Annotated in this window: 27 protein-coding genes and 1 riboswitch; of the genes, 10 read left to right on the top strand and 17 right to left on the bottom strand. The window is 70.6% G+C overall.

What is annotated here, in order from left to right; all coding sequences use genetic code 11:
- The first annotated feature begins 83 nt into the window (after nt 1-83).
- Nucleotides 84-199: riboswitch (SAM riboswitch) on the top strand.
- A gap of 45 nt (nt 200-244) precedes the next feature.
- Nucleotides 245-1,534 (top strand): aminotransferase class V-fold PLP-dependent enzyme, encoded by a 1,290-nt coding sequence (locus AB0I79_RS32580; RefSeq protein ID WP_357881101.1) that lies wholly within the window; start codon nt 245-247, stop codon nt 1,532-1,534.
- 4 nt (nt 1,535-1,538) lie between these two features.
- Here AB0I79_RS32580 and AB0I79_RS32575 read toward each other — a convergent pair whose 3' ends face one another.
- Nucleotides 1,539-2,216: a DoxX family protein gene (locus AB0I79_RS32575; protein WP_357881098.1), complete on the bottom strand. Its 678-nt coding sequence runs from the start codon at nt 2,214-2,216 to the stop codon at nt 1,539-1,541.
- A 123-nt stretch (nt 2,217-2,339) separates the two neighbouring features.
- On the opposite strand from AB0I79_RS32575, the gene AB0I79_RS32570 reads away from it, so the two are divergent.
- From AB0I79_RS32570 to AB0I79_RS32560, 3 genes are read left to right on the top strand one after another with little or no spacing between them, the layout of a single operon-like run.
- Nucleotides 2,340-3,485 carry an NADH-quinone oxidoreductase subunit D gene (locus AB0I79_RS32570; RefSeq protein ID WP_357881095.1) on the top strand — a complete coding sequence of 382 codons (1,146 nt, stop codon included), beginning with the start codon at nt 2,340-2,342 and terminating at the stop codon, nt 3,483-3,485.
- Nucleotides 3,482-4,609, top strand: coding sequence for an acyltransferase (locus tag AB0I79_RS32565; protein ID WP_357881092.1), 1,128 nt, complete (start codon nt 3,482-3,484; stop codon nt 4,607-4,609). The genes AB0I79_RS32570 and AB0I79_RS32565 overlap by 4 nt, the downstream gene beginning before the upstream one ends.
- Nucleotides 4,602-4,787 carry a hypothetical protein gene (locus AB0I79_RS32560; RefSeq protein ID WP_357881089.1) on the top strand — a complete coding sequence of 62 codons (186 nt, stop codon included), beginning with the start codon at nt 4,602-4,604 and terminating at the stop codon, nt 4,785-4,787. The genes AB0I79_RS32565 and AB0I79_RS32560 overlap by 8 nt, the downstream gene beginning before the upstream one ends.
- On the opposite strand, the gene AB0I79_RS32555 is transcribed toward AB0I79_RS32560, so the two are convergent.
- From AB0I79_RS32555 to dacB, 11 genes are all read right to left on the bottom strand, one after another.
- A complete protein-coding gene (locus AB0I79_RS32555; protein WP_357881086.1) occupies nt 4,784-5,239 on the bottom strand; it encodes a DUF3180 domain-containing protein in 456 nt (151 codons plus the stop codon). The genes AB0I79_RS32560 and AB0I79_RS32555 overlap by 4 nt on opposite strands.
- Nucleotides 5,236-5,739, bottom strand: a complete 504-nt coding sequence (gene folK, locus AB0I79_RS32550; RefSeq protein WP_357881082.1) for a 2-amino-4-hydroxy-6-hydroxymethyldihydropteridine diphosphokinase — start codon at nt 5,737-5,739, stop codon at nt 5,236-5,238. Before folK ends, AB0I79_RS32555 begins: the two co-directional genes overlap by 4 nt.
- The gene (gene folB, locus AB0I79_RS32545; RefSeq protein WP_357881079.1) at nt 5,736-6,101 is read right to left on the bottom strand and encodes a dihydroneopterin aldolase; all 366 of its coding nucleotides are present in this window, start codon (nt 6,099-6,101) and stop codon (nt 5,736-5,738) included. The genes folK and folB overlap by 4 nt, the downstream gene beginning before the upstream one ends.
- Nucleotides 6,091-6,537, bottom strand: a complete 447-nt coding sequence (locus tag AB0I79_RS32540) for a nuclear transport factor 2 family protein (protein ID WP_357881076.1) — start codon at nt 6,535-6,537, stop codon at nt 6,091-6,093. Before AB0I79_RS32540 ends, folB begins: the two co-directional genes overlap by 11 nt.
- Nucleotides 6,534-7,340: a dihydropteroate synthase gene (gene folP / locus AB0I79_RS32535; RefSeq protein ID WP_357881169.1), complete on the bottom strand. Its 807-nt coding sequence runs from the start codon at nt 7,338-7,340 to the stop codon at nt 6,534-6,536. Before folP ends, AB0I79_RS32540 begins: the two co-directional genes overlap by 4 nt.
- Before the next feature lie 120 nt (nt 7,341-7,460).
- On the bottom strand, nt 7,461-8,039 hold the full coding sequence (gene folE, locus AB0I79_RS32530; RefSeq protein WP_357881073.1) for a GTP cyclohydrolase I FolE: 579 nt from the start codon (nt 8,037-8,039) through the stop codon (nt 7,461-7,463).
- Complete coding sequence (gene ftsH, locus AB0I79_RS32525) at nt 8,036-10,030, bottom strand: ATP-dependent zinc metalloprotease FtsH (protein WP_357881070.1); 1,995 nt, start codon at nt 10,028-10,030, stop codon at nt 8,036-8,038. The genes folE and ftsH overlap by 4 nt, the downstream gene beginning before the upstream one ends.
- 237 nt (nt 10,031-10,267) lie before the next feature.
- The gene (gene hpt / locus AB0I79_RS32520) at nt 10,268-10,819 is read right to left on the bottom strand and encodes a hypoxanthine phosphoribosyltransferase (protein WP_253755145.1); all 552 of its coding nucleotides are present in this window, start codon (nt 10,817-10,819) and stop codon (nt 10,268-10,270) included.
- Nucleotides 10,820-10,829: 10 nt separating this feature from the next.
- The gene (gene tilS, locus AB0I79_RS32515) at nt 10,830-11,831 is read right to left on the bottom strand and encodes a tRNA lysidine(34) synthetase TilS (protein ID WP_357881067.1); all 1,002 of its coding nucleotides are present in this window, start codon (nt 11,829-11,831) and stop codon (nt 10,830-10,832) included.
- Nucleotides 11,832-12,036: 205 nt separating this feature from the next.
- A complete protein-coding gene (locus AB0I79_RS32510; RefSeq protein ID WP_357881064.1) occupies nt 12,037-13,113 on the bottom strand; it encodes a zinc-dependent metalloprotease in 1,077 nt (358 codons plus the stop codon).
- A gap of 68 nt (nt 13,114-13,181) precedes the next feature.
- The gene (gene dacB / locus AB0I79_RS32505; RefSeq protein ID WP_357881061.1) at nt 13,182-14,606 is read right to left on the bottom strand and encodes a D-alanyl-D-alanine carboxypeptidase/D-alanyl-D-alanine-endopeptidase; all 1,425 of its coding nucleotides are present in this window, start codon (nt 14,604-14,606) and stop codon (nt 13,182-13,184) included.
- Nucleotides 14,607-14,689: 83 nt separating this feature from the next.
- Between dacB and AB0I79_RS32500 the strand changes: the two genes are divergently transcribed.
- Nucleotides 14,690-15,181 (top strand): inorganic diphosphatase, encoded by a 492-nt coding sequence (locus tag AB0I79_RS32500; RefSeq protein ID WP_043615308.1) that lies wholly within the window; start codon nt 14,690-14,692, stop codon nt 15,179-15,181.
- Nucleotides 15,182-15,187: 6 nt separating this feature from the next.
- Here AB0I79_RS32500 and AB0I79_RS32495 read toward each other — a convergent pair whose 3' ends face one another.
- The 4 genes from AB0I79_RS32495 to AB0I79_RS32480 all read right to left on the bottom strand — a co-directional run bounded on the left by AB0I79_RS32495 (nt 15,188) and on the right by AB0I79_RS32480 (nt 20,391).
- Complete coding sequence (locus tag AB0I79_RS32495) at nt 15,188-16,288, bottom strand: NlpC/P60 family protein (RefSeq protein ID WP_357881058.1); 1,101 nt, start codon at nt 16,286-16,288, stop codon at nt 15,188-15,190.
- Nucleotides 16,289-16,368: 80 nt separating this feature from the next.
- On the bottom strand, nt 16,369-17,778 hold the full coding sequence (locus tag AB0I79_RS32490; protein ID WP_357881055.1) for a sigma-70 family RNA polymerase sigma factor: 1,410 nt from the start codon (nt 17,776-17,778) through the stop codon (nt 16,369-16,371).
- Between the two features lie 134 nt (nt 17,779-17,912).
- The gene (locus AB0I79_RS32485; RefSeq protein WP_357881052.1) at nt 17,913-18,716 is read right to left on the bottom strand and encodes a hypothetical protein; all 804 of its coding nucleotides are present in this window, start codon (nt 18,714-18,716) and stop codon (nt 17,913-17,915) included.
- 64 nt (nt 18,717-18,780) lie between these two features.
- Nucleotides 18,781-20,391, bottom strand: coding sequence for an ABC-F family ATP-binding cassette domain-containing protein (locus AB0I79_RS32480; RefSeq protein ID WP_357881049.1), 1,611 nt, complete (start codon nt 20,389-20,391; stop codon nt 18,781-18,783).
- Nucleotides 20,392-20,515: 124 nt separating this feature from the next.
- Between AB0I79_RS32480 and AB0I79_RS32475 the strand changes: the two genes are divergently transcribed.
- From AB0I79_RS32475 to AB0I79_RS32455, 5 genes are all read left to right on the top strand, one after another.
- Entirely contained in the window at nt 20,516-21,682 is a 1,167-nt protein-coding gene (locus AB0I79_RS32475; RefSeq protein WP_357881046.1) for a DUF4185 domain-containing protein, read from the top strand.
- Nucleotides 21,679-22,698: a DUF4432 family protein gene (locus tag AB0I79_RS32470; RefSeq protein WP_357881043.1), complete on the top strand. Its 1,020-nt coding sequence runs from the start codon at nt 21,679-21,681 to the stop codon at nt 22,696-22,698. Before AB0I79_RS32475 ends, AB0I79_RS32470 begins: the two co-directional genes overlap by 4 nt.
- Entirely contained in the window at nt 22,695-23,465 is a 771-nt protein-coding gene (locus AB0I79_RS32465; RefSeq protein ID WP_357881040.1) for an SDR family oxidoreductase, read from the top strand. The genes AB0I79_RS32470 and AB0I79_RS32465 overlap by 4 nt, the downstream gene beginning before the upstream one ends.
- Before the next feature lie 248 nt (nt 23,466-23,713).
- A complete protein-coding gene (locus AB0I79_RS32460) occupies nt 23,714-24,133 on the top strand; it encodes a peptidase inhibitor family I36 protein (protein ID WP_357881037.1) in 420 nt (139 codons plus the stop codon).
- Nucleotides 24,134-24,213: 80 nt separating this feature from the next.
- Nucleotides 24,214-25,044 carry a hypothetical protein gene (locus AB0I79_RS32455; RefSeq protein ID WP_357881034.1) on the top strand — a complete coding sequence of 277 codons (831 nt, stop codon included), beginning with the start codon at nt 24,214-24,216 and terminating at the stop codon, nt 25,042-25,044.
- Here AB0I79_RS32455 and AB0I79_RS32450 read toward each other — a convergent pair.
- On the bottom strand, nt 25,003-26,439 hold the full coding sequence (locus AB0I79_RS32450; RefSeq protein WP_357881031.1) for a peptidase S10: 1,437 nt from the start codon (nt 26,437-26,439) through the stop codon (nt 25,003-25,005). The genes AB0I79_RS32455 and AB0I79_RS32450 overlap by 42 nt on opposite strands.
- Between the last annotated feature and the right edge of the window lie 2 nt (nt 26,440-26,441).

Genomic DNA, 26,441 nt, shown 5'->3' with positions numbered 1-26,441 from the left:
TTCCCGGTAGCAACGAGTCATGGGCGGCAATAGTTCGCGGTCTTGCGTTTCCTCCCCGGCTGTCGGTTATAGTTCCGGACGTAGGTCATGAGTGCCAGCGACAAGCCCCGGCTAGCTGGCCGGCAACCCTCGCGTCCGCGGCGGGGTGCCCCGGGTGAGGACCTGGTCCGCCACGAGGTGTGGCGGGCAAGCGCGGGCTCCGTGGCTGCTCCCAGGGGTCCGATGACCCTGCAGGAGGCATGCCGTGTCCACGCTGACGATCTTCAACTCCGCCCGTGACGCCGCCACGACCGCTCCGGACGCCTCGGCGGGCCGGCCGATCCCCGCCGTGCTCGGCGCCGATCTGGAGGTGCCTGTCAAGGGCGGCCGGCTCGTGGGGTACGCCAACCTGGACTACGCCGCCAGCGCACCCTGTCTGGAGCCGGTCAGCGCCGCCGTCGCCGCCGCGCTCCCGGCCTACTCCAGCGTCCACCGCGGCGCCGGCTACGCCTCGCAGCTCACCACCGCCAGGTACGAGCAGGCCCGCCACACGGTCAGGGCGTTCGTCGGCGCCCGCCCCGACGATGCCGTGATCTTCACCCGCAACACCACAGACGCCACGAACCTGCTGGCCGGCTGCCTGCCGGAAGGCACCACCACCGTGGTCTTCGACACCGAGCACCACGCCTCGCTGCTGCCCTGGCCCGAGGCCGTACGGCTGGCGCCGCCCGCCTTCCCCGGCGAGGCCGTGCGCGCCGCCGACGAGGCGCTGGCCGGGATCGACGGGCCGAAGCTGCTCGTGGTCACCGCCGCCTCCAACGTGACCGGCGAGCTGTGGCCGATCGCCGCCCTGGCCCACATCGCGCACCGGCACGGGGCCCGCATCCTGGTGGACGCGGCGCAGCTCGTACCGCACCGCAAGCTCAACCTGACCGCGCTCGACCTGGACTACGTGGCCTTCTCCGGGCACAAGCTGTACGCGCCGTTCGGCGCGGGGGTGCTGGTCGGGCGCCGGGACTGGCTGGCCGAGGGGGAGCCGTACCTCAAGGGCGGGGGCGCGGTGCGCGCGGTCGGGGACGACGTCGAGTGGCACGACGACCCCGAGCCGCGGCACGAGGCGGGCACCCCGAACGTGCTGGGCGCCATCGCCCTGGCCGCCGCCTGCGACGCGCTGACCGCCACCGGGTGGACGGAGCTGGTGCGCGAGGAGGAGCGGCTGATCGCCCGGCTGCGGGCCGGGCTCGCCTCGATCACGGGGGTGCGGGAGCTGTCGCTGTGGGGGGACGATCACCCGCGGGTCGGCATCGTGTCGTTCACCGTGGCCGGGTACTCGGCTCGCGAGGTCGCCGAGGCGCTGTCCGGCGAGTACGGCATCGGGGTGCGTGACGGCAAGTTCTGCGCGCACCCGTTCGTGCGGCATCTCCTGGGCACCGCCGACGGCGGGTGCGAGGACGGCACCGCGTCGGCGGTGCGGGCCTCGATCGGGATCGGCACCACGCAGGAGCACGTGGACCGGCTGGTCGAGGCCGTGCGCGACCTCGTCGCCCGCCTCTAGGTTTCTACCCGTTCGGCGGCTTGCGGTGCTGGGGCGGCTCGTCGGAGACGAGCGCGTCGATCTCCCGCATGTCCTCGTCGTTGAGCCTGCCCGAGCTGGGCGCGGCCGGCTGCCGGGGCACCTCGGGCGTCTCGCCGGGCGCGGGTGTGGGCGTCGTGGGGCCGCCGGCGGTCGTCGTGCCCGCCACCCCGCCTGCCATCGTGCCCGCGGTGGTCGCCCTGCCGCCCGGCCCGTACGCCGTCAGCTCCTCCTCAGCCGCGCGCCGGTCGGCACGCCTGCGGAACATCGCGCCGAAGATGGCGTCCAGGCCGATCCGGCCGCCGCCCAGCGCCAGGAACAGCAGGCTGAGCGCGGCGAGGGCACCCGCCAGCTCCCAGCCGCCCTCACCGACCATCACGCCCTTGGTGCCGTGCACGAACGCGATCGCACCGAGCATGTTGATCAGCAACAGCAGCGCCACCGGGCGTACCAGCAGGCCGAGGATCAGGAAGATGCCGCCTACGGTCTCGACGACGGTCGCGAACCCGGCGGCCAGCTCGGGCATCGGGATCCCCATCTCCCTGAAACCCTGTGTGGTGGCGCCGAGCCCGCTCTGCCACTTCTGCCAGCCGTGCGCCACGAAGATCACGCCGGTCGCGACGCGCGCGATCAGTGCCGCGACATCAAAGAGAACTCTCTTCATGGTGTTTTCTCCCCCCGTTCCCGGTATTCCTCCCCATGTCCGGCTTCACGATGCGTTTCCATACCATGTCTTGACTGTCCCCCCCGCTGGATCATCCCCAGGCCGAGTGGCAGCATGGCCCGTATGACGGAACGTGTGGTCGGAATCGGCGCGGGCGCGAAAGAGCTGGCCACGGAGGACATGATCCTCAACATCGGCCCCCAGCACCCGTCCACCCACGGCGTGCTCAGGCTCCGGCTGACGCTCGACGGCGAGCGCATCGCCACCGCCGAGCCGATCATCGGCTACATGCACCGGGGCGCGGAGAAGCTGTTCGAGGTGCGCGACTACCGTCAGATCATCATGCTGGCCAACCGGCACGACTGGCTGTCGGGCTTCGCCAACGAGCTGGGCGTGGTGATCGCCGCCGAGCGCATGCTGGGCATGGAGCCGCCGGTGCGGGCCGTGTGGGCGCGTACGCTGCTGGCCGAGCTCAACCGGGCGCTCAACCACCTGATGTTCCTCGGCTCCTACCCCCTCGAACTGGGCGCGATGACGCCGCTGTTCTACTCCTTCAACGAGCGCGAGCGCATCCAGGCCGTGATGGAGGAGATCTCCGGCGGGCGCATGCACTACATGTTCAACCGGGTCGGCGGGCTGAAGGAGGACCTGCCGTACGGCTGGCTCGACCGCGTCTCCGCCACCGTCGCGCAGACCCGCAGCCGGGTCCCCGACATCGAGAACCTCATCCTGCACAACGAGATCTTCATCGCCCGCACCAAGGGCGTGGGGGTGCTGACCCGCGAGCAGATCATGCAGTACGGCGTCAGCGGCCCCATCGCCCGCGCCTCCGGGATGGACCTCGACCTGCGGCGCGACGATCCGTACCTGGCCTATCCCGAGCTGCCCGTCAAGGTCGTCACCCGCGGCGCCGGCGACTGCCACGCCCGCTTCGAGGTGCTGCTCGAACAGCTCAAGGTCTCGCTCGACCTGGCCGACGCGTGCGTCGACCGGCTGCGCTCGCTGCCGCCCGGGCCGATCAACCAGCGGCTGCCGAAGGTGCTCAAGGTGCCCGAGGGCCACACGTACGCGTGGACGGAGAACCCGCTCGGCATCAACGGCTACTACCTGGTCTCCAAGGGCGACAAGACGCCGTGGCGGCTCAAGCTGCGCTCGGCCTCCTACAGCAACCTCCAGGTGCTGCGCGAGATGCTCCCCGGGCATCTCGTGGCCGACATGGTGGCGATCCTCGGCTCCATGTTCTTCGTGGTGGGTGACATCGATAAGTGAACGCCCAGGAACGCGACAAGTACGTCGATTGGCTGCGGGCGCTCAGCCTGATCGTCGTGGTGGTCTGGCACTGGGCCTTCACGATCCTCGACTGGAAGCCGCACGGGCCCGAGCCCACCAGCCCGCTGGGCTTCACCAGCGGGTTGTGGATCCTCACCTGGCTGCTGCAGGTGCTGCCGCTCTTCTTCTACGTCGGCGGCCACGTGCACCTGCTGTCCTGGCACCGGGCCAGGGCGCGCGGCACCGGCATCGGCGCGTTCGTCTGGCGGCGCATCCGCGCGCTGGCCTTACCCGCGCTGTTCCTGTCCGGGGTGTGGATCGTCATCGGGGCGGTGGTGACGTACACCTTCGAGGTGGACTGGATGTGGCGGGTAGTGCTGCTGGTGCTCAGCCCGCTGTGGTTCCTCGGCGTCTACCTCGTGCTCATCGCGCTGCTGCCCCTCGCGCTCTGGCTGCACCAGCGCTACGACGTGCTGACCCTCATCTGGCTCGGCGGCGCGGCACTGGTGGTGGACGTGCTGCGCTTCCGGTACGGGATCGAGTGGGCGGCCTGGCTCAACATGATCATCGTCTGGGGGCTGGCGCACCAGGCGGGCTTCTTCTACGACCGCGTCGTGGCGCTACCCAGGCGCTACGACATCGCGCTGCTGTGGACCGGGCTGTTCGCCCTGTTCGGGCTGGTCTACTCGGGCATCTACCCGGGCTCGATGGTCGGGGTCCCCGGCGACAAGTTCTCCAACATGGCGCCGCCCACGTTCGTGATCGTGGCGCTGCTGCTGTTCCAGATCGGGCTGGTCGAGGTGCTCCGGCCGGCCATGGAACGGGTGCTGGAACGGCCACGCTGGCGGCGGCTGAACGGCTTCATCAACCGGTACTCGCTGCCGCTGTTCCTGTTCCACACCACCGGGATGGCGATCTCCCTGGGGCTGTCGTGGTGGTTGTTCGGCACGCTGGAGGACCGGATCCCGCCGGACTCGGTGTGGTGGCTGGAGCGGCCGATCGCCATCATCGGGCCGCTCATCTGCACCGCCCCGGTCATCTACCTCTTCGGCCGGCAGCGGGCCCCCGTCAGGCGAACGCAGGACACGGATGTCAGCGGATCCATGAGCTCTGACCATGGCTGACATCGCCTTCCGGGCCAACGCCGAAGACGAGCGGATCATTCGGAGCGCGCTGCGGGAAGGTGAGCGGCCGAGCGACGTCCTGCGCCGCGCGCTGCGCCTGCTGCAGCGCGAGATGTGGCACGACCGCCTGCTCATCGGCAGTTTCCGCCCCGCCGAGGGCCTGCCGGACGAGCACTAGTCGCGAGGACGGTCCTCCGGCTCCTTGGGGATGCGGCAGGCGTGCTCCAGGTAGAGCGCGGCGCAGACCAGCACCACGCACGACACGAACGAGCCCGTCGCGACGAAGAACTCGCCGCGTGGCGTCTCCCGATCGAGGATCTGCACGGTGTGCAGGGCGAACCCGGCGAACACCCCGCCGAACACCGCCCCCGCGTACGCCGAGGCCTTCGCCAGCGCCGCCAGCCTGGCCACCGCCAGCGGCTCCACCGGCTTGGTGCCCGGCTTCCTGGCGATCCTGGACTTGGTCGCCCAGCCGCTGTAGGCCTCGCCGAGAGCAAGCAGCAGCACCGTGGGGATCGCCGTCCAGGGCATGAGCGGCAGGTCGGAGTAGATCGGCCTGATCACGACCCAGGTGAGCAGGGCCATGACGACGACGATGCCGACCAGGGGGCCGGGGTGGGTGGGCTTCAATCGGGCCTCTGCAGCTTCAGGTCCTCGCGCAGGCGTACGCCCTGCTCGTCGAGCTCCTGGAGGAGATCAGCCACCCGGCCGCGGCCGGGCACCTCGCCCTCCGGGTCGGCCTTCGACCAGGGCACCAGCACGAACGCGCGCTCGTGCGCCCGCGGGTGCGGCAACGTGAGGTCGGGGTCGTCGCAGACGGTCTCGCCCACCACGATCAGGTCGATGTCGAGCGTGCGCGGCCCCCAGCGCTCCACGCGCTCGCGGCCGAAGGCGTTCTCGACGCTCTGCGCCCGCTCCAGCAGCGTGCGCGGGGCGAGCGTGGTCTCGGCGACCACGATCGCGTTGAGGTACGGCCGCTGCCCGCCGGGCCCGCCGACCGGGTCGGTCTCGTAGACCGGGGACGCCGTGACGAACTCCAGCTCCGGCGCGTCGAACAGCGTGTCCACGGCACCCTGCAACGTCTGGAACCGGCGTCCCAGGTTGCTGCCGAGAGAGAGCACCACCTTCATGCGCGGCTCCGCTCGATCGTGACGACCACGTCGTCGAAGGGCAGCGGGATCGGCGCCGCCGGCTTGTGCACGCTCACCTCGGCCTTGCGCACCAGCTCGCTGGCCAGGCACACGTCGGCCAGCCGCTGCGCGAGCGTCTCGATCAGCTCGACCGGCTCGCCCTCCACCACCTCGACCAGCGCCTGCGCCAGCTCCCCGTAGTGGACGGTCTTGGTCAGGTCGTCGCCGGCCGCGGCCGGCGCGGTGTCGAGGAACAGGGTCGCGTCCACCACGAACTCCTGCCCGAGCTCCCGCTCGGCAGCGAGCACGCCGTGCCTGCCCCGGGCCCGCAGGCCCTTGAGAGCGATGCGATCAAGGCTCAAGCTCGCCTTCCTCCTCCTCGTCGTCGTCGCCCTGGAGGACCGGGGAGCCGTGGTGCATCCACAGCCGCCAGCCCTGCGAGGTACGGATGTAGACGTTGCTGGCCACCACCTTGCCCGCGGCGAAGCTGGCCTCGCCCTCCTCGCCCGCGGTCAGGATGTTCTCCACGCAGGTCAGGACGGCCACGTCACCCAGCACGGTCGTGTTGACGTCGGTCAGCACGAACTGGATGTAGGTGGTGTTCGCCATGATCAGGGCCCAGGAGCGCAGCACCTCCTGGCGGCCCGCCAGCAGGGTCCAGCCCGGGTGCACGCAGCTCACCTGGTCGTCAGTGGTGTCCTCGGCCCAGATCTCGGTCATCTTGTCCAGGTCCGCGCTCTCTATCGCGGCGTAGAACTCCTGGTTGACCGTCTCGATCGCGGCGGTGTCGACGCTCATGTGCCTGCTCCGGCTCTCTTCCATGCGGCCGCCACGCGCACGGCATCGGCGTTGGGACCTACCTCGTGCACGCGTACGCACCAGGCGCCGGCGTGCGCCGCCAGCGCGGTGACCGCCAGTGTGGCGTCGTCGCTGCGGCTGAACGGCCGTGGCGTGCCGTCGGGATCGGCCAGCAGCCGCCCCAGGAAACGTTTGCGCGATGCCCCGATGAGCAGCGGGAAGCCCAGCTCGGCCAGGCGCGGGATGCCCGCGAGCACGGCCCAGTTGTGCTCGGCGTTCTTGGCGAAGCCGAGGCCGGGGTCGAGCACGACCTGCTCCGGCGTGACCCCTTCGGCCAGCACCAGGTCCACCCGCTTGCTCAGCTCCTCGCGCACCTCCGTCACCACGTCGGCGTAGACGGCGCGCGAGTACATGTCGTGGCTGTGGCCGCGCCAGTGCATCACGACGTACGTGACCCCGGTCGCGGCGACCACGCGCGGCATCTCCGGGTCGGCCAGGCCGCCGCTCACGTCGTTGACGATCCGCGCGCCCGCCTCCACCGCGGCCTTGGCGACCTCGGCGCGCATCGTGTCGACGCTGACCACCACCCCCTCGGCGGACAGCGCCCTGATCACCGGGACGACCCGGGCCAGCTCCTCGTCCATGGACACCCTGGCCGCGCCCGGGCGGGTGGACTCGCCGCCCACGTCGACGATGTCGGCGCCCTCGCGCACCAGCTCAAAGCCGTGCTGGATGGCGGCCGCCTCGTCGAACCACATGCCGCCGTCGCTGAACGAATCGGGCGTCACGTTGACCACACCCATGACGAGGCACCGCTCCGCACCTCCCGGCACGCTGATGGGCACGCTAGTCATGGGCCAAGCCTAGGCGCTTGCCCACACCTGGTGACATCGTGGGTACCCCGTTCGGTCTCCAGCGGCTCTTCAGCGCCCCAGGATCAGCGCCATGGCCTCGGATCGGGTCTTGTCGCTGGTGCGGAAGTCGCCGCGGACGGCCGAGGTGACGGTCTTGGCGCCCGGCTTGCGTACGCCGCGCATCGTCATGCACAGGTGCTCGCACTCCACGACCACGATGACACCGCGCGGCTCCAGCACCCGCATGAGCGCGTCGGCGATCTGGGAGGTCATGCGCTCCTGCACCTGGGGGCGGCGGGCGAACACGTCCACCAGGCGCGCGAGCTTCGACAGGCCGGTGACCTGGCCCCGCTCGTTGGGGATGTAACCCACGTGGGCCAGGCCGTGGAACGGGACGAGGTGGTGCTCGCAGGTCGAGTAGACCTCGATGTCCCGGACGAGCACCATCTCGTCGTGGTCGACGTCGAAGACCTTGTTCAGCACGTCTTCGGGCGTCTGGCCGAGCCCCGAATACTGCTCGGCCATGGCTCTGGCGACCCGGGCAGGCGTCTCGATCAGGCCGTCACGGTCGGGATCCTCGCCGATGGCGTAGAGGATCTCGCGTACGGCCTTCTCGATCCGCCCGAGGTCGACGTCGTGCTGAGTCACGCACTGTCCCCGGAAGGCAGCGCGTCCTGGCGGCCCGTGGTGAGCGAGCCGTTGGCCGACTGCTCCTTCGGGGTCAGGATCGGCGGGCGGTCGGACGGGAGCCGCTTGCCGTAACCCGCGTACGACGGGCGGTGCTCCTTGACGACCACCGGGGCGAAGATCTGCAGCACCTGGTCGCGGGAGAGGGTCTCCTTCTCCATGAGCTCCAGCACCAGGTTGTCGAGCACGTCGCGGTACTCGACCAGGATGTCCCACGCCTGGTCGTGCGCCGACTCGATCATCCGGCGGACCTCCTCGTCGATCGTGGAGGCGATCTTTTCGGAGTAGTCGCGCTCGTGGCCCATCTCGCGGCCCAGGAAGACCTCCGCCTGGCCGGTGCCGAACTTACGGGCGCCGAGCTGCTCGCTCATGCCGTACTCGGTCACCATGCGGCGGGCGACGGCCGTGGCCTTCTCGATGTCGTTGGAGGCGCCGGTGGTGGGCTCGTGGAAGACGAGCTCCTCCGCCGCGCGGCCGCCGAGCAGCATCGCGAGCTGGTCCATCATCTCGGACCTGGTGGCCAGGAACTTGTCCTCCATCGGCAGCGTCATCGTGTAACCGAGGGCGCGGCCGCGGGACAGGATCGTGATCTTGTGGACCGGGTCGGAGTTCGGCAGCGCGTGCGCCACCAGCGCGTGACCGCCCTCGTGGTAGGCGATCATCTTCTTCTCCTTGTCGGACATGACCCGCGTCTTGCGCTCGGGCCCTGCCATGACACGGTCGATCGACTCCTCCAGGACGTCCATCGTGATCAGCTTCTGGTCGGCCCGCGCGGTGAGCAGGGCCGCCTCGTTGATCACGTTGGCCAGGTCGGCGCCGGTGAACCCGGGCGTGCGGCGCGCGATGACGTCGAGATCGACGTCGGGCGCGAACGGCTTGCCGCGGCCGTGCACCTTGAGGATGCCCTTGCGGCCCTCGAGGTCGGGACGGTCGACGGTGACCTGACGGTCGAAGCGGCCGGGACGCAGCAGCGCCGGGTCGAGGATGTCGGGCCGGTTCGTCGCGGCGATGAGGATCACGCCGCCCTTGACGTCGAAGCCGTCCATCTCGACGAGCAGCTGGTTCAGGGTCTGCTCGCGCTCGTCGTGACCGCCGCCCAGGCCGGCGCCGCGGTGGCGGCCGACGGCGTCGATCTCGTCGATGAAGATGATCGCCGGGGCGTTGGCCTTCGCCTGCTCGAACAGGTCGCGGACACGCGAGGCGCCGACACCGACGAACATCTCGACGAAGTCGGAACCGGAGATCGAGTAGAACGGCACGCCGGCCTCACCGGCGACCGCGCGGGCCAGCAGCGTCTTACCGGTGCCGGGCGGGCCGTACAGCAGCACACCCTTGGGGATCTTGGCGCCGATCGCCTGGAACTTGGCCGGGGCCTGAAGGAACTCCTTGATCTCCTGGAGCTCCTCGATGGCCTCGTCGGCACCGGCCACGTCGGCGAACGTGGTCTTGGGAGTGTCCTTGGTGATCAGCTTCGCCTTCGACTTGCCGAAGTTCATCACCCGGGAGCCGCCGCCCTGCATCTGGTTCATGATGAACAGGAAGATCAGCACGATGATGACGATCGGCAGGAAGCTCACCAGAAGGCTGAGCAGGATGTTCTCCTGAGGCACCTCGGTGGTGAAGCTCTTCGTCTTGCCCGCGTCCACCTGAGCCTGGAGCTCGTCGGTCAGCTTGCTGCCGTACCCGGTGACCCAGCTCGACTGGATCAGCTTCGTCGGCGCGTCACCCGGCTTGACCGAGATCGGGTTGACCAGCGTCGCCTCGATCCGGTTGTCCTTGTCGATAACCTTGGCGTTGCTGACGTTTCCGGACCGAATCTGCTGAAGAACCAAGGACGTGTCGGCCGTCTTGAAATTCCCGCCCCCGCTCCAGAGCTGGGTGACGAGGAGGAGCAGCACGACGATGCCCAGGATCCACAGCAGTGGCCCACGTGTAAATCGCTTGAGATCCATCCGATGCGGAACCCCTTGCGGGCCCGTCCCTTCCTGACCATGGCCTGGAACCCCGGGCACGCCCGGGGCCGCGGCATCCGGCACCGCGACTTCTGACTACCCGAAGGGGACGCGTGGTCACCCTCCCGGAGTCTGAAGGTACACCGGCAGCGCGCACGGAGGGACCGCCCGCTACACCGGTCTTGCCCTATCAACGTACGTCACGTTGGGCGATGTTCCCGGCCATGGCAGAGATTGCTACTTGTAAACGTGTGGGGCCAGAGTTCCGATGAACGGAAGGTTCCGGTATCGCTCGGCGTAGTCGAGGCCATAACCGATGACGAACTCGTTGGGAATGTCGAAGCCAACGTATTTGACGTCGATGGGCACCTTCACCGCGTCGGGTTTGCGCAGCGCGGCGCAGATCTCCAGCGACGCCGGATTGCGCGACTTCAGGTTTTCCAGCAACCAGTGCAGGGTCAGGCCGGAGTCGATGATGTCCTCGACGATCAGCACGTGACGGTTCAAGATGTCGGTGTCGAGGTCCTTCAGCACGCGGACGACGCCGGACGACTTGGTGCCCGCGCCGTACGACGACACCGCCATCCAGTCCATCTGCACCGGCACGTGCAAAGCTCTGGCCAGGTCGGCCATCACCATGACGGCGCCCTTCAACACGCCCACGAGCAGGACGTCCTTGCCCGCGTAATCCTCGTCGATCCGGCCGGCAAGCTCTTTGATCTTTGCCTGGAGCTCGTCCTCTGGAATGAGCACCTTTTCCAGGTCATTGCCCATGTCGGCAGCGTCCACCTGTGGTTCCTTACGCGATGGGACTGATGGCGAATATCAGGGTGCCATACCGCCGGACGGCCGACAGACCCCCCGGCAGGTCAACGGCTTTCTGCCCGCGCCAGTGCGTGATCAGCCGGTCCACGGCCAGTACATGGGTGGCCGACAGGCCGCCGGACGGGGATCCGGCTGCGATCGCCGCCCGCCGCAACACGCGGCGCCGCACGGCGGCGGGCAGTTTTTCCAACTCGGCCACGGACAGCTTTACCGACTCGCCGATATCGCTAAGAGCGCAATTCTGGAACGCCGACTCGGCCCACTCGTCGAGCGCGTCCGCGTCCTCCCGCGCCAGCGCCGCCGTGCGCGCCAGCGCCTCCGCCACCCCGGGGCCCAGCTCGTCCTCCAGGACCGGGAGCACGGTGCGGCGGACGCGGACCCGCGTGTACCTCGGGTCCTCGTTGTGGGGGTCGTCCCAGGGGGTGAGGTTCTGGGCGCGGCAGGCGGCCACGGTGGTCTGCCTGGGGAGGCCGAGCAGGGGCCTCCGGTAGCGGCCCGACCTGGCGGCCATGCCGGACAGGGAGCGGGGGCCGCTGCCCCGGGCCAGGCCCAGCAGGACCGTCTCCGCCTGGTCGTCCCTGGTGTGGCCGAGCAGGACGGCCGCCGCCTCCAGCCTGCCGGCCGCCTCGTCGAGCGCGGCGTACCTCGCCTCCCTGGCCGCCGCCTCCGGGCCGCCCTCCTTGCCCACGGTGACGGTGAGGACCTCCGCCGGGGTCAGGCCCATGCCCTCCGCCAGGTCCCTGACCGTCGCGGCACGGTCCTTCGAACCGGGCTGGAGCTGGTGGTCGACGGTGAGGAGGCCGGCGCGCAGGCGCATGCGGGGGGCCACGAAGGCCAGGGCGGCGGCCAGCGCCAGGGAGTCGGCTCCGCCGCTGCAGGCCGCCAGGACCAGGGCGTCCTGGTCCACGTCGGCCAGGGCCTCGCGGACTGCTCGGCGGACGTCGGCTACGGCTGGATGTGGGCCCACGGGTGACATCGTCGCACCTGACGCGTCATGCGCGATCCAACGCGGCTGCCGCGGCTCCGGTGCTTCGCCCACCCGCGTGGGCCCGGCACCGTGCCGGGCGCCGGACGCCGCCGCACCACGTCCCACCGCCGCGGCGCTGCGAGCGCGGCGCGTGTTGTGGGCGCGTGGTCAGCCTGCCGCCGCGGCGCTGCGGGCGCGGCGCGTGGCCGGGGTGTCAGGCCGGGAGGGCCGGGGTGCCGATGACGCGGCTGATCCAGGCGTTCGGGTCGGCGATCTCCTGGGTGGTGGGGAGGGTCTCCGGGGAGGTCCAGACCTTGTTGAAGCCGTCCATCCCCACCCGGTCCACCACCGTGCGCACGAAGGCCGAGCCCTCCGCGTACTGCTTCATCTTGACCTCGATCCCCAGCAGCCGCCGCACCGTGCGGTCGAGGCGGGAGCCGCCCTCGCGCCGCTGGGCGAACTTGGAGCGGATCTCGGCCACCGACGGCACCACCGACGGGCCCACCGCGTCCATGACGAAGTCGCCGTGGCCCTCCACGAGGGTCATGACGGCGGTGAGGCGGTCGAGGATCTCCTTCTGGCCGGGCGACTGGATGGCGTCGATGAGGTTGCCCTCGCCGCCGCGCACCACGTCGGCCACCGTGTCGGCGGCGTTGCGGAGGCGTTCGAGGAGGGTGGGCAGGTCGAGGTCGGAGGCGAGCAGGAACTCGGTCATCTGCGAGCGGACGTACTCGCGCAGCCACGTCACCCCGGTGAACTGCACGCGGTGCGTCTCCTCGTGGAGGCAGACCCACAGGCGGAAGTCATGCGGGTTGACGTTCATCTCGCGCTCGGCGTGGACGATGTTGGGCGCGACGAGCGTCAGCCGGCCGACGGGCTCCTGACCGGTGGGGTCCGGCGGGAGGAAGAGCTCGTACTGGCCGAGCACGCGGGAGGCGAGGAAGGCCAGGACGGCGCCGACCTCGACGCCCGTGATGCGGGAGCCGACGGCGGTGACGATGGCCGGCGCCTGGTTGGCCCCGGAGGTCATGCGCTGCGTGAGCGGCTCGAGGACCACGCGGAAGCCCTGGACGTTGGCCTTGATCCAGCCGGGCCGGTCGACGACGGTGGCCGGCTGTGGCGCGGCCTCTGTGTGAATCTTGGTGAATTGCCGGACGTGGCCCTCGGCCTCGCGCGACAGGGTGCGGAGCTCGGCGACGGCCTGCCTGGCCTCCTCCCGGCTCACCTGAGGGCCGGGGCGCACCAGGCGCGTGCCGGTCGTGACGGCCAGATCCCAGTCGATCACCTGCATACCGTCCACCGTACGTGCTTCTGGCCGAGCGTGGGCGAAGGAGTCCGTACGCGTTCGCGCGGGTCGGTTCAGGAGCGGGCGACGATGGCGGCCAGGCGGTCGAGTACGGGTTCGGCGTTGACCGGCACGCGGTCGGCCATGAACGCGTACGTGACCAGCCGCCCGTCCTTGGTCGTGGCCAGCCCGGCCAGCGTGTTGACGTGGTTGAGCGTGCCCGTCTTGGCGCGGACGAGGCCGACCTGGCCCTTGCTGTCGCTGCCGACGAAGCGGCGGCCGTTGCCGAGCGTGCCGGAGAAGCCGGCGATCGGCATGCCGGAGGCGACGGCGTGCAGGCCGGGGTGGGCGGGGGAACCGGACAGGGCGATGGCCTTGGCCAGGGCGTTGGGGCTGATGCGGTTGCGGATGGACAGGCCGCTGCCGTCGTCGAGGGAGACGCCCTGGGCGATCCCGAGGCGTTGCATGACCGCGGCGACCGCCTTGGCGCCGCCCGCGAAGGACGCCTCCTGGCCCTCCTTGATGGCGACGTGGCGCATCAGGGCCTCGGCCATGTCGTTGTCGCTGTGGGTGAGGGTGTGCTCCACGAGGGCGTAGAGGGGGGCGGAGTCCACCCGGCCCAGCTCCGCCGCGCCGGCGGGGGCCTTGGCCTGGCGTACGGACCCGGTGACCTTGATGCCGTGCTTGGTGAGCAGCCTGGCGAAGGCGTCGGCGGCGTACCGGGGCGGGTCGGGGACGCGGGGGCTGCGGAAGCGGGGGTCCTGGCGGCCCACGTCCATGGTCAGGGCGTGGACCGGGGCCACCTCGCCGTCGGGGATGTAGTTGGGCTTCCAGCCGGCCGCCTTGGCGGTGCCGGTGAACAGTGACGTGTCGTAGGACAGAGTGATCTTGCGTACACCCTGCGACTTGAGCGTCGCGGCGGTGCGGGAGGCGAGCGTGGCGAGGCTGGCCTGCTTCGGGTAGCCGCTCTGCTTGGCGGTGGGGCCGGCGAGGAGGGGGTCGCCGCCGCCGACGAGGACGACGGTGCCGGGCGCGGAGCCCTGGACGGCCCTGGTGGAGAAGCGGGTGTCGGGGCCCAGCGCGGCCAGGGCCGCGGAACAGGTGATGATCTTGGTGGTGGAGGCGGGGGTGACGGCGGCGTCGGGGTTGGCGGCGAAGAGCTGCTCCCCGGTGGCGGTGTCGATGACCGCGACGCCGACGCGGTCGCCGAGCGCATCGTCACCCAGCGCGCTGGCCAACTGCTTCGTCAAAGTACCCTTAGTCGGGAGAGGTCCGTCTCCGGGCTTCACCGGAAGCTGGGCCAGCACAGGCCCCGCGGTGACGACGGGGACGGAGGGAGTGCCTTCCGCCGGTGACGCCGTCGGCTTGGTCGGTGAAGACCCGCTCGTCAGCGCGCTCAGGCTGAACTCGGTGGTCATCGCGTAAACGCCGATGACGATCGTGAGGATCTGGAGCACGGCGAGGGTGGTCAGCATCACCAACCGGTCGCGCCGCGCCACGTCGCCTGCCCTCTCTCTGTGTTCGCCTACGAGACATTAACGCCCAGCCGGGGGTGCCCGGGGGCCTGAGCGGAGGAACCGCGGTGGAGTTCGACGTTGTCGTTGAGATTCCCAAGGGGCAACGGAACAAGTACGAAGTGGACCACGAGACCGGGAAGATCAGGCTTGACCGGCTCCTGTTCACCTCCACGCAGTATCCCGCCGACTACGGCTTCATCGAGAACACCCTCGGCGAGGACGGCGACCCGCTCGACGCGCTGGTGCTGCTCCAGGAGCCGACGTTCCCGGGCTGCTACATCACGTGCCGGGCGGTCGGGATGTTCCGGATGACGGACGAGAAGGGCGGTGACGACAAGGTGCTGTGCGTGCCGTCCACCGACCCCCGGATGCACCACATCCAGGACATCCATCACGTGTCGGAGTTCGACCGGCTGGAGATCCAGCACTTCTTCGAGGTCTACAAGGACCTCGAGCCCGGCAAGTCCGTCGAGGGCGCCAACTGGGTGGGCCGCATCGAGGCCGAGGCCGAGATCGAGCGCTCCTTCCGCCGCGCCAAGGAGGAGGGCCACCACTAGGCCTCCTCAGCGGGGCCTGGTGGCGCCCACCAGGTCCCCGCGCCAGATCGAGGCGACCCGCACCACGTCGCCGGTCTGCGGGGCGTGCACCATCTGGTCGCGCCCGACGTAGATCCCGACGTGGTGGATGGTCGACGGGTCGCCGTTGTGGGCGAAGAACAGCAGGTCGCCGCGGCGTAGCTGGTCGAGCGGCACGTGCGGGCCCGAGGTCCACTGGGTGCCGGTCCAGTGGTCGAGCCGGACGCCCGCCTTCTCCCAGGCCCGCATCGACAGCCCTGAGCAGTCGTAGGTCTCGGGCCCGTCGGCGGCCCACACGTACGGCTTGCCGAGCTGGGTGAGCGCCCAGTTGGCCGCCACGTCGCCCATCGCCGAGCCGCCGCCGACCAGCCCCGACAGCGCCACCTGGCGCCGCCTGGCCAGCAGCTCCGCGCGGCTGCGCGCCGCGTCCACCGCGCGCTGCAGGCTCTCCTTGCGGGCCGTGAGCTGCCTGGTCTCGCGCCGCTGGCCCAGCACCGCCTCCTCGGCGGCCAGTTTGGCCTGCCGGGCGCGTTCCGCCGCCTCCTGCCTGGCCGTGTGGGCGGCGGCGGCCTGGGCCCGCAGGATCGCCGCGACCTCCTGGGCATCGCGCATCCGGCCGAGGACGGCCGCCCGCTCGTCGTTGAGGTGACCGAGCACGCCCGCGCGGTGCAGGAACCCGTCCGTGCCGCCCCGGTCGGACAGCATGCCCACGATCGGGTGCACCATCCCGAGCCCGCCGTAGCTCTCCGACGCCAGCAGCGCCACGGCCTGCCTGGCCCGCTCCACCTCCGCGTCGGCCGCCGCCAGCCGGACCCCGGCCTGCTGGTGCGCCAGCTCGGCCTGCCGCAGCCGGACGACCTCCCCGTTGTACGCCTCCACCAGCCGCTCCACCTCGGCCGCCAGCGCGTCCAGGCGCGACTGGGCGGTCGCCAGCTCGGCGGTCGTCCGGCTCAGCTCCTTGGAGCGCTCACGTACGGTCTGCCGGGCCTTCTGGACATCGCGGGAGGAGGGCCCCCGATCGGCCTCCACCGGCGGGCACAGGCTCATCAGCAGGCAGCCTGCGAGGAGCCCCGCCCGATATGCGCGCATAGGTCCCCCTGAAACCAATGGTTACTCTATGCACACAGTTCCCGCCGGTTTCGCGCACGTAACGTAAAGGTCCGACAGCCTCAGGAGGTCGTCTGCGAGGGCGTGCCCGGGGACTCCTCCGTGGGCGTGGGGGTGGCCGGCTCCGTCGGCGTGGCGGTCGGGGTGGGGGTCTGGCTGGGGGTCGGCGTGGGAGTCGGGGTCGGGGTCGGGCAGGGGGTGCGGGTGCTCGGGTCGGACGGCTTCGGCTCCTCCGGGGGGCTGCCGGGCGGCGGCTCCGACGGCCGGCCGGGATCCGTGGGCTCGGGCTCCTCGTACTCGTCCGGAGGCTCCGTGGGCGGCGGCCCGCTGGTCGGCGACGACTGCACGTGCGACGGCACGGCGGGGGGCGGCGCCTGCGTCGAAGGCGACGGCGAGCCGGTCACCCCGAGGGGCTGCGTGGTGGCGTTGTCGACGATGGGGACCACGGTCAGCGGCTCATCCTGCGGGTTCGCCTGCCAGGGCAGCCGGATGCCCGGCGGCTCGCCTGTCGCCGGGAACGCGGCCGTCGCGATGCCTGTGACCCCACCGTTGTCCCTTCCGATCCGATCGAAGATCATCGCTATCGCCACCACGGCCGCGACCGCCGCCAGCGCGCCTGCCAGCGCCTGAGGCCACCGCCGAACCTGCCGTTCCGCTGAAACGGGAAACCCGGCGGCTCCCAGCACACCCGTACGCCTGGCGACGTAACGGCGGTAGGGCAGCAGCTCGGGGTCGGCGAAGCAGCTCATCACCCTGATGCGCAGCGACTCGGGCAGCACGGCGCCGGGCAGCAGCTCGTAGACCTTGGCGGGCGACACCTCCCGCGTACGGTGCGGGGCGCAGGTCTCGCAGCGCGGCAGGTGTTTGACCAGGTGTTCGCGCATCTCCTGGGTCAGCTCGCCCGCGAAGCCCGCCAGGATGCGGGCGCGGCGCGGGCAGTCGTACGGGCCCTTCCTGGCCAGGACCTCGGCCGTGATCGCGTCGCTCAGGAGCTCGCCGGCCTCCTCCAGGAGCAGTTCGAGCCGGCGCGGCGGGAGGCCGACGACGTGGGCCAGGTCGTCGGCGGGCAGCCCGTGCCGGTGGACCAGCTCCAGCACCTCGCGCTCGGCCACGGGCAGGCTCTGGACGGCGTTCCAGGCCATGACGCGCACGTCGGCGTCCGCAGGATCGTCCAGCGGCGGCGCCTCGGCCAGGCCTTCGGCGGCGCCCGGTGGCGCGGTGGCGCGGCGGCGCAGGCACTCGACCCTGGCCAGCGCGTACAGCCAGGGGCGCAGCCGCTCGGGGTCGGCGAGCGCGCCGGCGTGCGCCTCGGCGGCGATCAGCGTGTCACGCAGCGCCACCTGGGCGCTCTCGGCGCTCAGCAGCAGGGACCAGCAGTAGCGGTAGACGCTCTCCGCGTGGGCGTCATAGAGCGCGGACAGTGCTCCTGGATCACGGGCGCGGAGTGCTTCGACCAGGACGCGGTCATTCATGTGACTTAAGGTAATGGATCGGTAACTAGTAGTTCTACCTGTTCACGCCGATGGCATGGCTTGTCTGGCGGAGCGGCCGGATTTCGTACGCATAATGCGGGCGGTCACCGTCGATGGCCCGATTTTTGCGGAAATCACTGCTTATATTCAGAGACGATCTGCGTGCTGCGGTCCACGGCGAACGGCTCCGTCGTCGGCTTGACCGTGTGCACGGGCACGGCCCCGCTGAGCGCCAGCTCCTCGTAGGGGCGGCCGGTGGATCCCCAGGTCCTGGCGGTGATCTCGGTGGTGGCCACAGCGGCGCCCTTCGGCAGGCCGCTCACCGTGAGGATGAAGCGCGGCGGGCTGCCCGCCTCCACCTCGTCCACGAACGTGCTGCCGCCGCCGAGCAGTTTGCCCGCCTTGTCGCGCAGCAACGCGTTCACGACCAGCGTGCTCGCCGGTATTTTATAAGGGTTATCCACATATCCCGTAATAAGGTACGTGCCATCTTTCTGGCGCATTGTCTGGACACGCGAGGTCGGGAACCGCTGGAACGCCGAGGCGATCCGCGCCGCCTGCCGCCACTGCGCGGGCCGGTACTGGATCGTCACCTTCGCCGGTTTCTGGGTGGCGCTGGCCTGGCCGGTGAAGGCCAGCGACCCGCCCGGCGGCACGGCGTCGAGCGGCTGGTCCATCCTGACCACCTCGGCGCCCCGGGCGTCGTGCCCGACGATCGTGGCCACCACGTGCTCGCCGAAGTGCCACGGGTTGGCGTTGCTGAGCACGCCCGCCCAGGTGACGGCGTACCCGTCGGCGGACTTGACGATGTTGGAGGCCTGCTCCTTGAGAGCGAGCGGCTTGAGCTGCTGGACGGGCTTCTCCTCGCTCGCACACGCGGACAAGGAGATCGCCCCCAGTGCGACAAGAAGGCTGACGGTACGGCTGCGCGGGATCACTTTGCCGTGATAACCCGAGCATGGGCCCGGCCGGGGCGGGACACGCGCCAGCCGTACCGAACCTTTAACGCGGGCGCACCACCCGCGACTCGTCCCAGACCGGCTCCGGCGACTCGTAGACCGTGCCGTCGGAGCCGAAGACCAGGTAACGGTCGAAGTCGGCGGCGAACCACCGGTCGTGGGTGACCGCCAGCACCGTGCCGTCGAACGCCTCCAAGCCGGCCTGGAGAGCCTCCGCGCTGGCCAGGTCGAGGTTGTCGGTCGGCTCGTCGAGCAGCAGCAGCGTGGCCCCCGACAGCTCCAGCAGCAGGATCTGCAGGCGTGCCTGCTGCCCGCCGGACAGCGTGTCGAAGCGCTGCTCGGCGATCAGCCCGGCCAGCTCGTAGCGAGCCAGGATCTTCATGGCCTCGTTCTTGAGCCTGGCGTGCTCGGTCATGACGATCTCGACCGGCGTGCGGCCGAGCAGGTCGGGGCGGGCGTGGGTCTGGGCGAAGTGGCCGGGGACCACCCGGGCGCCCAGCCTGGCGCCGCCCTCGTGGGCGACCGGCTCGCCCGCCAGCAGGCGCAGGAAGTGCGACTTGCCGGAGCCGTTGGAGCCGAGGACCGCGACGCGCTCGCCGTACCAGACCTCCAGGTCGAACGGGCGCATCAGGCCGGTCAGCTCCAGCCCCTCGCAGATCACCGCCCGCTTGCCGGTGCGGCCGCCGCGCAGGCGCATCTTGATGTTCTGCTCGCTCGGCGCCACCTCGGGCGGCCCGGCCTCCTCGAACTTGCGCAGCCGCGTCTGGGCCGCGTGGTAGGCCGGGGCCATGCCGTCGTTGTAGCGGGCCTTGTTCTTCAACATGTTGACCAGGGCCTTGAGCTTGGCGTGCTCCTCGTCCCAACGCCTGCGCAGCTCGTCGAGGCGCTCGTTGCGGGCCTTGCGGGCCTCGGCGTACGTGGTGAAGCCGCCGCCATGGATCCAGATGTTGCCGGACTCGACGGTGATGATGCGGTCGGCGGAGTTCGCCAGGAGCTGGCGGTCGTGGCTGACCAGCAGCACGGTCTTGGGCGTCTCCTTGAGCTGCTGCTCCAGCCACTCCTTGCCGGGGACGTCGAGGTAGTTGTCGGGCTCGTCGAGCAGCAGGGTCTGGTCGGGGCCGCGCAGCAGCGCCTCCAGGACCAGGCGCTTCTGCTCGCCGCCTGACAACGTCGACACGTCCCGATATTTCACCCTTTCGAAGGGCACGCCGAGGGCGGCCACCGTACAGGTGTCCCAGAGCACCTCGATGTCGTAACCGCCGGCGTCGGTGTAGTCGCTGATGGCCTGCGCGTAACGCATCTGCGTCTTCTCGTCGTCGCGCTCCATCATCACCAGTTCGGCCGCGTCGAGCCGCTCGGCCGCCTGCCGCACGGCGGGCGGCGCCACGCCCAGCAGCAGGTCGCGCACGTTGCTGCCGTCGCGCACGCTGCCGATGAACTGCCGCATCACGCCCAGCCCGCCGGAGCTGGCCACGCTGCCCTCGACCGGCTGGAGGTCGCCGGCGATCAGGCGCATCAGCGTGGTCTTGCCCGCGCCGTTGGGCCCGACCAGCGCCGCCTTGACGCCTTCGCCGATCCTGAAGGACACGTCGTTGAGCAGGGGACGCCCGTCGGGCAGCACGTACGTCAGATGTCCTACTTCAACGTGGCCCATCCCGGCAGGTTAACGGGCGACCCGCCACGCGGGCATCCGGATTTTCGCGCGTTCGCGGGGACTCTGGACAGTAAGTGATCTAATGACTAGAACTGTAGGGAACCCCTCCCCCCTAGGACGTGTGATGACGCGATTCCGCACCGCCCTGGCACCCCTCGCCATCGCCCTGGCCGGCTTCACGGCCGTGCCGCAACCCGTCTGGGCCGCGCCGCCCAGGCCGGTGCCCACCGCCCAGGAGCAGCAGCAGGCCGCGACGGCCGCCTCCGCCTGCGCGCCCAGCGTGCGAGGCACCACCACCAACGCCCGGCTGACCAGCCTGTTCACCGCCCACGGCAACGACAACAGCCGCCTGGACGACTGGACGGGCGCCGACGGCACCTACTCGCTGAGACTCCCCAGCGGCAAGGAGCTCTGGGTGTTCTCCGACACCTTCCTCGGGCAGGTCAACCCCGACGGGTCCCGGCCGCCGGTGGTCGAGGAGGGCGGGACGACCGTGTTCCTGAACAACTCCTTCGCCGTCGAGCGCAACGGGCGGCTGTCCACGATCCACGACGGCACCGCCGAGAAGCCGACGGCCGTGATGCCGCCGCGCGACTCCAAGCACTGGTTCTGGGCCGGTGACGCGACGCTCGCCGGCGGGGTGGTCGAGGTCACCTACCAGGAGTACGAGCGGTTCGGCACGGGGGCGTGGGACTGGCGCTGGCACCGCAACGTGGTCGCCAGGTTCGCGCCGGGACGTCTGGAGCGGCCGATCAGCGTGCACGACCTGCCGAGCGGGCACGGCGTGGCCTGGGCCTCGGGCATCCTGAAGGACGGCGGCTACACCTACGTCTACGGGGTCGAGGACCTCGGCTCGCCCAAGTACATGCACGTCGCCAGGGTCCGCGGGCAGAGCCTGCTCGGGCGCTGGGAGTACCTCAAGGCCGACGGCACCTGGTCGCCGAACGAGGCCGACTCCGCGAGGGTGATAAGCGGGGTGGCGAACGAGTACAGCGTCAGCCGGGTCGGCGACGGCTACGTGCTGATCACGCACGACACGACCGAGGTGCTGAGCCCGAACATCGTGGCCTACTCCGCGTGCTCCCCCTTCGGCCCGTTCACCGGCAAGCAGCACGTCTACACCACGCCCGAGACGAGCGGGAACATCTTCACCTACAACGCCCACGCCCACCCCGAGATCGACGGCCCGGGGCTCGTGGTGTCGTACAACGTCAACAGCTTCGTCAACACCGACCACTACCGCGACGTCACCATCTACCGCCCCCGGTTCCTGGACGTGACGTTCCGTTGAGACGCAACTGGGCGGCCCGGCTGCGGCACGGCACGATCGACGGGCTGCGGGCGGTGACCCTGGAGAACGAGCGGCTGCGGGTGACCGTGCTGCCCGGCAAGGGCGGGGACGTGGTGGAGCTGCTGCACAAGCCCACCGACACCGACTTCGTCTGGCTGGCGCCGCAGGGCCTGCGCGACCCGCGCGACCACCTCCAGGGCGCCGCCGACGACGTCGCCCAGTTCATCGACCACTACGAGGGCGGCTGGCAGGAGATCTTCCCCAGCGGCGGCGCGCCGAGCGAGTACCGGGGCGCGCGGCTGGCGCAGCACGGCGAGGTGTCGGGGCTGCCGTGGGACTGCGAGGTCGTGGCCGACTCCCCCGAGGAGGTCGCGGTACGGCTGAGCGTGCGGACGCGGCGGTTGCCGTACCGGATGGAGAAGGTCTTCCGGCTGCGGTCGGGCACGGCGGCGCTGGAGATCGAGGGGCGGGCCACGAACGAGTCGGGCCTGCGGCTGCACGCCATGTGGGGCCAGCACATCGTGTACGGCCCGCCGTTCCTGCGCCCGGGAGCCCGGATCAGGCTGCCCGCGGGGGTCACCGTGATCCCGCACGAGAGCGCGATCAATCCTCCGGAGCGCAGGGTGCGGGCGGGAGGGCCATGGACGTGGCCCACAGTGCCCACCCACGAAAGCGGGGCCGGCGAGACGGATCTGAGCGTCGTGCCGGGGCCGGGGGCGCCGAGCGACATCGTCTACCTCACCGGCTTCGGCGACGAGGGTTGGTACGAAATTTCTGGGGATATCGGTATGCGGGTGGAATGGGATGCGACGGTGCTGCCCTACCTGTGGATGTGGCAGGAGCTCGGCGCGTCCACCGGCTACCCGTGGTGGGGACGGGCGTACACGGTCGGGCTGGAGCCGTTCGCCGGCATGCCGACCGACGGACTGGCCGCCGCCGTGGCCAACGGCACGGCCCTCGTCCTGGACCCGCACGAGACGAAGGTGCTGAGGGTACGCGCGGAGGTGCTGGCGTGAAGGAGTTCGACGGCAAGGTGGCGCTGGTCACGGGCGGCTCGACGGGCATCGGGCGCGCGGTGGTGGACCGGCTGGCCGCCGGCGGGGCGTCGCTGGTGTTCTGCGGCGTGGACAAGGAGGCCGAGCAGGACGGCGAGCGCGTCACGGGCAGGATCGCCGACGTGCGCAGGGCCGGCGAGCTGCGCGACCTGGTGGACCTGGCCGTCACGCGGTACGGCGGCCTCGACGTCGTGGTGACCTGCGCGGGCGTGCAGCGTTACGGCACCGTCGAGGACACCCCGGAGGAGGTCTGGGACGAGGTGATGGACATCAACCTCAAGGGCGTCTACCTCACCTGCAAGGCCGCCGTCCCCAGGCTGCGCGAGCGCGGCGGCGGCTCCATCGTGGTGGTCTCGTCGGTGCAGGCGTTCGCCTCGCAGGCGCGGGTGGCGGCCTACAGCACGAGCAAGGCGGCGCTGAACGGCCTGGTACGGGCCATGGCGCTGGACCACGCGGCCGACGGCGTCAGGGTGAACGCGGTCTGCCCCGGCTCGGTGGACACGCCGATGCTGCGCTGGGCGGCGGACCTGTGGCGGGGCGAGCTGTCGCAGGACGAGCAGGTCGCGCAGTGGGGCCGGTCCCATCCGCTGGGCCGGGTGGGCAGGCCGGAGGAGGTGGCGGAGCTGGTGGCGTTCCTGGCGGGGCCGCGCTCCTCGTTCATCACCGGAGCCGAGCACCGTGTGGACGGCGGGCTGCTGGCGCAGAATCCCGCGGCCCTTCCCGAATGACAACTTCGAAATAACTGCCCCTCGGCTGGGTCACGGGTTCCTCCGCTCGCCCACCCGAGGTGGCAACAGTTGCGTCAATGCGACGGACACCCAGGTCACCGCACGATACGAGTGGGTCTGGCGGGCCGGGCACGCGACCCTCACCCGGGCGCGAAGCCTTTACGGGATCAGCGAGTCACAACGACTCGTGTTCGATTCTGCACGCTAAGTTACGAGGTCGAAATGACTCACCGATCGAGGAGAGACCTGTGAGGCTATTCAAGAAGGCCGCCGGCTTCGTCGCCGCGGCCGCGATGTTCGCCGTGGTCGCCCCCGCTGCCACCGCGGCGGCAAGCCCCCGCTCGACCTGCTACGGAGGTCGCGTCTGCCTGTACGCCGGGTTCGACTACAACCGCGGCCAGGTCGACCACTGGCGGGACTTCACCAAGGACGACTCGAACTTCGCCGACAACAACTGGCTGAACTGGGACTTCAGCAATTCCTGGCACAGCATGAACAACGAGACCAGCTCGATCAGGAACCGGGTCGGCTGCAGCGCCACCCTCTGGCAGCACCCCGGTTACACCGGCGCCCACAGCACGTTCACGCACAACTCGAACGACGGTTTCCTGGCGAACAACGCCATCGGCAACAACCGCGCCAGCGCGATCGACATCTGGTGCCACTGAGCATTAAGGGGAGTGCCGGTTTCCGGGCTTGGCCGCCGGAAACCGGCTGCCGCGGACTTATCGCGAGCACGCTGCTGCTGATGACGACCACCGCGGCCTGCGGGGCCGAGCAGCCCGCGCCACCGGCGCCCGTACGGGGCGTCACCTCCGTCTCGGAGCTGACGCTGCCGTTCGACGCCTACAAGACCACTCCCCAGCAGCGGGCCGTCCTGGGCAACGCCCACAACCGTCTCGTCGTGCGGTGCATGCGCAAGCAGGGCATCGCCATCTCCCCGCCCGCCGAGGACCCGTCCATGCTGGCCGCGGTGGACCCCGGCAACTCCCGCCGCTACGGCGTCACCGACCCCGAGGCGGCCAGGCGCAGCGGCTACCACCTGGCCAGGCCGCCCTCGCCCGACACCACCGGGACCTGGGCGGGCAAGCTGCCCAAACGCACCCGCCACCGCCTGTACGGCACCGCCGCCGACCGCGGCTGCCTCGACCGCGCGACGCTCAACCTGGACAGGGGGGTGCGCAAGGCGGACTGGCCGTGGCTGGCCCTGCAGGACTCGCTCACGCTGGAGCAGGCCGCCAAGCATCCGTCGGTCACCGCCGCGGTCAAGCGCTGGTCGGCGTGCATGAGCAGGGCCGGGCACACGTACCCGGCGCCCGAGGCGGCCATCGCCGACAGCCGCTGGGACCTCGACGAGCCGGCCGTCACCGAGGAGGAGAAGCAGACCGCGACCGCCGACACCGCGTGCAAGTGGTCGTCCGGCCTGGTCGCCGCCTGGTACGCGGCCGACGCCGAACTGCAGCGGGCCGTCATCCGCGACAACCCCGAACGGTTCACCGCCCTGCGCGTCAACCTCAGGCAGCGCCTGGAGCGGGCCTCACGCCTGCTCGCCGAGCACGAAGGCCGCAAGGTCCGCTGACTGCTGGAGCCTGCTGGGCTCGTGCACGTACATCATGTGGCCGGCCTCGTAGTACTTGAACTCGACGTTGCCGGCCAGCTCGGCGGGCACGGCCAGGTGGGCGAAGGTGTGCTCGGCCGCGAAGTACGGCGTCGCGCCGTCGTGGTAGCCGCAGGCCACGTGGACCCGCAGGTGGGGGTTGATGCGCATGGCCGAGGAGAGGCGGGAGGCCACCTGCACGTGCGCGTTCTCGAACTCCTTGTACGACCAGGGGTGCACGCGCGAGGTGAGGATCTCGTACGGCAGGTCGTTGGCGTAGCCCAGCTCGGTGCGCAGGTAGTGGTTGAGCGCCGCGCTGTAGGGCCCCATGATGGCGTCCATGCTGGGGTCGGTGGTGAAGTGCTCGCGGCCGGCGTCGGGGTCCCAGCCGGTGAACCGGCCGTCGAGTCGGCCGACGATCTGGCGGCGCGGGCGCAGCACCTCGGTGAAGAAGCGGATGTGCTCGATGCGCAGGTTCACCCGGTCCACGTAGTCCTCGCTGAGCCCGGTCAGCGCCGCGACCTTCGCCACCGCGGCCGCGCGCTCCTGCCCCGAGAGGCGGTTGCCGCGGGCCAGCGCCCACAGGTAGTCGCGATCGGCGTACGCCTCGGCCTCGCGCAGCACGTCGGCCAGCGGCCGGTCGCCGTGCAGGCCGTGGTGGTGCGCGATGGCCGCGTACGTCGGCAGGTACAGGGCGTAGGCCAGGTCGTTGCCCTCGTTGAACTCGCCGGTGATGTAGTCGAGCACCGAGGAGATCAGCATCACCCCGTTGAGGTACATGCCGTAGCGCGACTGCAGGTGCTCGGCCAGCCCGGACGCCCTGACCGTCCCGTACGACTCGCCCGCCAGGAACTTCGGCGACATCCACCGCCCGTTCCTGGTGGTCCACAACCTGATCACCTCGCCGATGGACTCCAGGTCGCCGGAGAAGCCGTGGTAGGGCTCCGCCTTCTCCCCCTCCGCCACCCGCGAGTAGCCGGTGGAGATCGGGTCGATGAAGACCAGGTCGCTCACCCGCAGCAGGCTCTCCTCGTTGTCCGCCAGCCCGTACGGCGGCGGCAGCAGCGCCCCCGCGTCGCCCATCACGACCCGGCGCGGCCCGAGCACCCCCAGGTGCAGCCACACGCTGGACGAGCCGGGCCCGCCGTTGAACGCGAACGTGATGGGCCTGCTCAGCGGGTCGGCACCGTCCATCGTGTACGCGGTGACGAACACCTCGGCCTTCGGGCGCAACCCCTCGAACCTGCCGTCCGTGGTCACCTCTTCGCGTAGCACGACGGTGCCGGTCGTGGCGGTGTAGGACTGCCCGGACGGCAAGGTGTGGGAGGTGGTGACCAGGTTGTCGGCAGGGGTGGCCGGCTTCGACTCTTCAGACATGA

The organism is Nonomuraea sp. NPDC050202 (assembly GCF_040656115.1).
In the GTDB taxonomy this organism is placed as follows: Bacteria; Actinomycetota; Actinomycetes; order Streptosporangiales; family Streptosporangiaceae; genus Nonomuraea.
This window is presented reverse-complemented; position numbering and strand designations above follow the sequence as displayed.